At 64.2% G+C, this 6,182-nt stretch carries 8 protein-coding genes; 6 read left to right on the top strand and 2 right to left on the bottom strand.

Annotation, left to right across the window (positions count from 1 at the left end):
• On the bottom strand, positions 1-527 hold a 527-nt coding region (locus tag VEK15_04965; protein ID HXV60022.1), incomplete at its 3' end, for a PQQ-binding-like beta-propeller repeat protein.
• A gap of 91 nt (positions 528-618) precedes the next feature.
• Complete coding sequence (gene arfB, locus VEK15_04960) at positions 619-1,035, bottom strand: alternative ribosome rescue aminoacyl-tRNA hydrolase ArfB (GenBank protein HXV60021.1); 417 nt, start codon at positions 1,033-1,035, stop codon at positions 619-621.
• Between the two features lie 19 nt (positions 1,036-1,054).
• On the opposite strand from arfB, the gene msrB reads away from it, so the two are divergent.
• From msrB to VEK15_04930, 6 genes are read left to right on the top strand one after another with little or no spacing between them, the layout of a single operon-like run.
• Complete coding sequence (msrB, locus tag VEK15_04955; GenBank protein ID HXV60020.1) at positions 1,055-1,450, top strand: peptide-methionine (R)-S-oxide reductase MsrB; 396 nt, start codon at positions 1,055-1,057, stop codon at positions 1,448-1,450.
• On the top strand, positions 1,447-2,991 hold the full coding sequence (locus VEK15_04950; GenBank protein HXV60019.1) for an ABC transporter substrate-binding protein: 1,545 nt from the start codon (positions 1,447-1,449) through the stop codon (positions 2,989-2,991). Before msrB ends, VEK15_04950 begins: the two co-directional genes overlap by 4 nt.
• A gap of 5 nt (positions 2,992-2,996) precedes the next feature.
• Positions 2,997-3,923, top strand: coding sequence for an ABC transporter permease (locus tag VEK15_04945; GenBank protein ID HXV60018.1), 927 nt, complete (start codon positions 2,997-2,999; stop codon positions 3,921-3,923).
• Positions 3,920-4,759 (top strand): ABC transporter permease, encoded by an 840-nt coding sequence (locus VEK15_04940; protein ID HXV60017.1) that lies wholly within the window; start codon positions 3,920-3,922, stop codon positions 4,757-4,759. The genes VEK15_04945 and VEK15_04940 overlap by 4 nt, the downstream gene beginning before the upstream one ends.
• A gap of 41 nt (positions 4,760-4,800) precedes the next feature.
• Positions 4,801-5,070, top strand: a complete 270-nt coding sequence (locus VEK15_04935) for a MoaD/ThiS family protein (protein HXV60016.1) — start codon at positions 4,801-4,803, stop codon at positions 5,068-5,070.
• 3 nt (positions 5,071-5,073) lie between these two features.
• Positions 5,074-6,165: an exo-alpha-sialidase gene (locus VEK15_04930; protein HXV60015.1), complete on the top strand. Its 1,092-nt coding sequence runs from the start codon at positions 5,074-5,076 to the stop codon at positions 6,163-6,165.
• Positions 6,166-6,182: the final 17 nt, after the last annotated feature.

Genomic DNA, 6,182 nt, shown 5'->3' with positions numbered 1-6,182 from the left:
AGGACCTTCCCCCGCGCAACCAGGGGTGCGAGCGTCATGTAGTAGCCCTTCCGATAGTCCTCGACCGCGGTCTCCCAGAGCACTTCACCGGTCGCCGCATCGAGGGCCACCACCATGGCGTCGACGGTTGCGAGGTACACTCGGTCACCGTACAGCGCCACTCCTCGGTTCGTGGGATGCATCGGCTGGAGGTCGTCGGGAAAGTGTCGCTGGTAGCGCCAGAGTAGCTCGCCCGAGGCTGCTTCGAACGCGAGCACCTGGTTCTGCGGCGTGGTGACGTAGAGAACGCCGTCGTTTACGATCGGGGGCGATTCGTGCCCATCCGTAACCCCGGTGGAGAACGTCCAAACCGGGACAAGCTTCGACACGTTGCCGCGGTGGATCTGGTCGAGGGGGCTGAAGCCCCACCCGGCGTAATTCCCGCGGTACATGAGCCAGTTCTCGGCTTCGGGCTTCTCGAGCCGCTCGTCGGTGACGGGGCGTGGCTGGGCCAGGAACAAGGCGAACATCATGGCGGGAACGAACATGAGCCGATTGTAATCGAACGGGGCGGGTTCGGCGCTCGAGCGACCTCCGGCGATTGAAGCTTTGGCGTCCTTGCCCCTTCGGGTCCTTGCGTTACGAATAGCCGCCGCTTCGCTCGCGTTTCAGCTTCGCGCGGCGGCGTTTCTCCTCGAGGCGGCGCTTCTTGGCTGCGGCGGTCGGCTTCGTCGCTCGGCGCTTCTTTGGTTTGGTGGCCGCGCGCCTGAGGAGGGACACGAACCGCTCGATGGCGTCCTCTCGATTCTGCTTCTGAGAGCGGAAGCGCCCGGCTTCGATCACGAGGACGCCCTGGTCCGACAATCGCTTCCCGGCAATCTTCTTCAGCCGGGCGCGCACCTCGTCCGACAGCGATCGCGAGTGCTCCACGTCGAAACGCAGCTGGACGGCGGTCGAGGCTTTGTTGACGTGCTGGCCCCCCGGCCCCCCGGCACGAACGAAACGCAGCTCCACTTCGTTGCCGGGAATCCGTAGCGTTTCAGTGATGACGATCATCTGTAGTAAGAATACAGCCATGACCAAGCGCTTGAAGAAATCCGACGAGGCGTGGCGCGAGGTTCTCACGCCGGAGCAGTACCAAATAACGAGGCAGCACGGGACCGAGCCCCCGTTCTCGGGCGAGTACCACGACCACCATGATCCTGGGACTTACCGCTGCGTGTGCTGCAACGAGCCGCTCTTTCGCTCGCAGGAGAAGTTCGATTCGGGAACGGGCTGGCCGAGCTTCACGCAGCCCGTCGAGGAGGAAGCCGTCGCCACGCGAACCGACGAGAGCTACGGCATGCGCCGCACCGAAGTGCTTTGCGCGAGCTGCGACGCCCATCTCGGACACGTATTCCCCGACGGCCCCCGGCCAACCGGCCTGCGGTATTGCATCAATTCCGCCGCGCTCTCCTTCGAAGACGAATGATGGCTGCGGGTCGAATCCCGGCGGTCGCGGTCTCGGCGCTTCTGTGGCTTTCGTGCACCGCCGAGAAGGCGGGCAACTCTCTCATCTTCGCGTCGACGGCCGACGCCACGACCCTCGACCCTCACAACACGACCGACAGCCAGTCCGACCAGGTGATCTGGATGGTCTACAACGCCCTGATCCGTTACGACGAGGACATGCGCTTCGTTCCCGACCTGGCGACGCGGTGGTCGGTTGCCGAGGACGATGTTACCTGGACGTTCGAGCTGCGGGAAGGCGTCCGGTTCCACGACGGAACGGCTTTCGACGCGCAGGCGGTGAAGGCCAACTTCGACCGGGTTCTCGACCCCGAGCAAGGACACAATCGCCGCGATCTCTTCGCTCCCATCGAGCGCGTCGAGGTCGCCGACGATTTCACCGTTCGGATCGTCACCCGGTATCCCTTCGGCGCGTTCGAGCCCATGATGGCGCACGTATCGGCTGCGATCGTGAACCCGACCGTCGCCCGGGCGCGAGGCAAGAGCTTCGGTTACTCCGCCGAGGCCACTTCGGGCACCGGCCCGTACAAGGTGGTGCGCTGGCGGAAGGATCTCGAGCTCGTCCTCGAGCGCAACGAGGACTACTTCGGTGAGAACGGCAAGCTCGAGACGATCGTCTACCGCCCCATCACCGAGGCGGCGTCCCGCGTGATTGCTCTCGAGTCGGGAGATGTGGACGTCATCACGCACGTGCCGCCACCCGACCTCCGACGCCTCGAGGAAAATCCTGACATCGCCATCATCAAGACCCTCAGCATCGGGGCGCAGCAGTTCCGCTTCCACTGCAAGCGGGAGCCATTTCGAGATCCTCGCATACGGCAAGCGATCTCCCATGCGATTGACCGCCGAGCGATCATCGACAACCTCATGGCGGGCATGGTCGCGCCCTCGACCGGCCCCCTCACGCCGCGAATCCGGGGCCGCGCCGAGCTCGGTGAGATTCCCCACGATCCCGAGAAAGCCAAAGCGCTTCTTGCTGAGGCCGGCTTGCCCGATGGTTTCCGGACGAAGATCACGACCACCCCTCGGTACAACATGGGGGTCGAGATCGCTCAGGCCGTAGCCGCCCAGCTGGCCAAGGTCGGCATCGAATCGGAGATCGAGGTACTCGAGTGGGGAACGATCCGGCAGTACTGGGGCGGGCTCCTTCCCGAGGATTGCCCGCTCGAGATTTTCATCATGGGTGCCGGCGCTTCCTCCGCAGACGCCGACTGGGGACTTCGGCCCATTTTCGCCACCCAGGAACGCAACGAGAACAATTACGGGTACTACTCGAATGCCGAGTTCGATGAGGTCATCCACGAGGCCATGCGCACCGTCGACCCCTCCGAGCGCAATGCCCTCTATCGGCGGGCGCAGGAGATCGTCTATCTCGAAGATCCCGGAGCCGTCTGGCTTTTCGACAACTACCACGTGGTGGCCGCGCGCTCCAACGTGGCCGAGCTCACCACGTCTCCTCTGGGGCTAGTCACCTTCGAACGGGCGAGCATCTCGTCCGAATAGCCCTCGTGCTTCGCTACGTATCACGGCGCCTGGTCGAGACCTTTCTGGCGCTTCTGGGGACGTCCGTCTTCGTCTTCTCGATGATCCACATGATCCCGGGCGACCCGGCGCTCATGGTTGCCGGGCTGGAAGCGGGTCCGGAGGTCGTCGAGCAGATTCGCCGGGAGCTCGGGCTCGATCGACCACTTTACGTGCAGTACGCCAGCTTCCTCGCCAATGCCCTCAAAGGCGATCTGGGAGTTTCCATTCGCACCGGCTACCCCGTCGCCGAGGAGATCCTCGACCGGTTCCCCTACACCCTCGGAATCGCGGTGGGCGGCACGGTGCTAGCGACCGTCGGGGGAATGCTGACCGGAATCGTCGCGGCGATGAAGCATAATCGGTTCTGGGATGGCGCGGTCATGGTGCTGTCGCTTCTCGCGGTCTCGACACCGTCCTACTGGCTCGGCCTCATGCTCATGCTCCTGTTCTCGCTCTCGCTCGGGTGGTTTCCCTCGATTGGCATTCGAACCCCGGCTCACTACGTGCTGCCCATCGTGACCCTCGGGGCGCAATCGGGAGGAACCATCTCGCGGATGACGCGCTCGGCGATGCTGGATGTCCTCGGCCAGGAATACGTCCGTGCCGCACGGGCTCGCGGAAGTCGCGAGAACAGCGTCATCGTGCGCCACGCCCTCAAAAACGCCCTCATTCCCGTCATCAGCATCGTAGGACTGCGTTTCGGACAGCTCCTCGCGGGAACCGTTCTCGTCGAGAGCGTATTCGCCATTCCCGGTGTTGGCCGGCTTCTCGTGGACGCCGTGCTCTGGCGGGATTATCCGATGGTGCAAGGCACGATGCTCTTCGTGGCCAGTGTGTTCGTGGTGGTGAACAGCCTCACCGACGTTCTCTACGCGGTGGTGGATCCGCGAATCCGGGTGACGTCGCCATGAGCTCCGTTGCTTTTCGCCGTTTTCGCCGCAACCGCGCCAGCGTCTTCAGCGCGGCGGTCATCTGCGTTTTCGGAATCACGGCCATCTTCGCGCCCTGGCTTTCTCCTTACGGTCCGCTGGAGCAGGACCTCCAGAACAACTACGCGGGACCCAGTCCTTCGCATCTCCTGGGAACGGACGACCTGGGCCGCGACATTCTGAGCCGGCTCATCTACGGATCGCGCATCTCGCTGTTCATCGCGCTCTCGAGCGTGGGGCTGGGTCTCGTCGTGGGAACGATGCTCGGCCTCGTGGCGGCTTATTACCGCGGCGCCGTCGATTCCATCATCATGCGGGTGATGGATGTGCTCCTCGCTCTGCCCAGCATCCTGCTCGGGATCGCCATCGTCGTGGTGCTGGGAAACGGCGTTCGCAATACCGTGATCGCGGTGGCGGTCTTCTCCGTGCCTACTTTCGCCCGCCTCGTGCGAGGCTCGGCTCTTTCCATTCTCGAGCGGGACTACGTGTTGGCGATCCGCGCGCTCGGGGCTTCGGTGCGACGCATCGTTCTCGGCCATGTTCTCCCGAATGCACTCACGCCCCTCGTGGTGCAGAGCACTCTCCAACTGGGAGTCGCGATCCTCATCGCTTCCGGCCTCTCGTTTCTCGGGTTGGGCGTGCAGCCGCCCGACCCCGAATGGGGCGCGATGCTGAGCAAGGGAAGGGAGCTCGTCCGCTCGACTCCGGTCGCCGCATTCGCGCCCGGGTTCGCCATCACGCTCGTCGTTTTGAGTTTCAGCTTGCTGGGGGACGGCCTCAGGGACGCACTCGATCCAACGATGGATCGACGCGTTTGACGAGGTTTGCGTCTCTTCGCGGGGATCGAGATACTTTCCTCGTGCCAACCGTCGCCTTCACGCCCAATCTGAGACGCCACCTCGAATGCCCCGACGTCGAGGCTCCGCCGGGAACGCTCGCCGCGGTGCTGGAGAACGTGTTTCGAGAGAACCCGAAGCTCAGGAGCTACATCGTCGACGAACAGGGACGTTTGCGACAACACGTCGCCGTGTTCGTTGGCGGAGAGCTGGTCCACGATCGGGTGCGATTGACGGACGAGGTCGGCGCCGACCAGGACGTCTTCGTCATGCAGGCCCTGTCCGGAGGGTGATCGGTGAGAAAGAGAATCCACGTCGGTACGCGGAAGGGGTTGTTCACGTTCGAGCGGGAGTCCGAGGGAAAGTGGACGATCGTCGAGACCGCATTTATCGGAGACCCCGTTCCCATGGTGCTTCCCGATCGCCGCGACGACGTGCTCTACGCGGCGCTGGACCTGGGGCACTTCGGCGCGAAGCTTCGTCGCTCGCGGGATTTCGGCAAGAGCTGGCAGGAGGTGGCCATCCCCGAGTATCCCAAAGTGGAGGGGGACGACGCTGAGAAAGCACCTGCCTTGAAGCTGATTTGGTGCCTGGAGGCGGCGGGGAACGACGTGCCGGGGTCGCTCTGGGCGGGTACGGCGCCGGGCGGCTTGTTTCGAAGCGACGACCGCGGCGAGTCCTGGCAGCTCAATGCGTCGCTCTGGGATCAGCCGGATCGGGCGAAGTGGTTCGGAGGTGGATACGACGTTCCCGGAATCCACTCCATCTGCGTCGATCCCGAGGACAGCCGGCGCGTGGTGCTCGGCGTTTCGTGCGGGGGAGTGTGGATTACCGAGGACGCGGGCTCGTCGTGGCGCTCCAGCACGACGGGAATGTACGCGGAGTATATGCCGCCCGAGCGACGGGAAGATCCGGCGATCCAGGATCCCCACCGAATCGTCCAGTGCCGCTCCGCCAAGGACACGTTCTGGGTCCAGCATCACAACGGGGTGTTTCGCTCCGAGAACGGTGGGGCGAGCTGGCAGGAGATTCACGCTCAGCCGTCGTCTTTCGGCTTCGCCGCGGCCATCCACCCCTCCGATCCCGATACCGCCTGGCTCGTTCCGCTCGTCAAGGACGAGCACCGGGTGCCGGTCGCGGCCGCGGTCGTCGTGGCGCGGACGCGAGACGGGGGCAGGAGCTTCGAAGTCCTGCGCCAAGGCTTGCCCCAGGAGCATGCCTACGACGTCGTGTTTCGGCACGGCCTGGATATCGATGGCACCGGCGATTTACTGGCGATGGGCTCGACGACGGGCTCGCTGTGGGTTAGTGAGGATCAGGGAGATTCCTGGCAGACGCTATCGACTCATCTTCCGCCGATTTACGTCGTGCGATTCGGGCAGAGTTGAACGCCAAACCAAGGGGG

It is taken from the genome of Vicinamibacteria bacterium, from assembly GCA_035620555.1.
Classification (GTDB): Bacteria; Acidobacteriota; Vicinamibacteria; order Marinacidobacterales; family SMYC01; genus DASPGQ01.
The sequence above is the reverse complement of the archived record's forward strand: the minus strand, read 5'-3'. Positions and strand labels throughout refer to the sequence as shown.

Excerpts from the sequence above, each read along its gene's own strand:
- arfB (HXV60021.1), bottom strand. The coding sequence starts at position 1,035 with ATGATCGTCATCACTGAAACGCTACGGATTCCCGGCAACGAAGTGGAG.
- VEK15_04940 (HXV60017.1), top strand. The coding sequence starts at position 3,920 with ATGAGCTCCGTTGCTTTTCGCCGTTTTCGCCGCAACCGCGCCAGCGTC.
- msrB (HXV60020.1), top strand. The coding sequence starts at position 1,055 with ATGACCAAGCGCTTGAAGAAATCCGACGAGGCGTGGCGCGAGGTTCTC.
- VEK15_04950 (HXV60019.1), top strand. The coding sequence starts at position 1,447 with ATGATGGCTGCGGGTCGAATCCCGGCGGTCGCGGTCTCGGCGCTTCTG.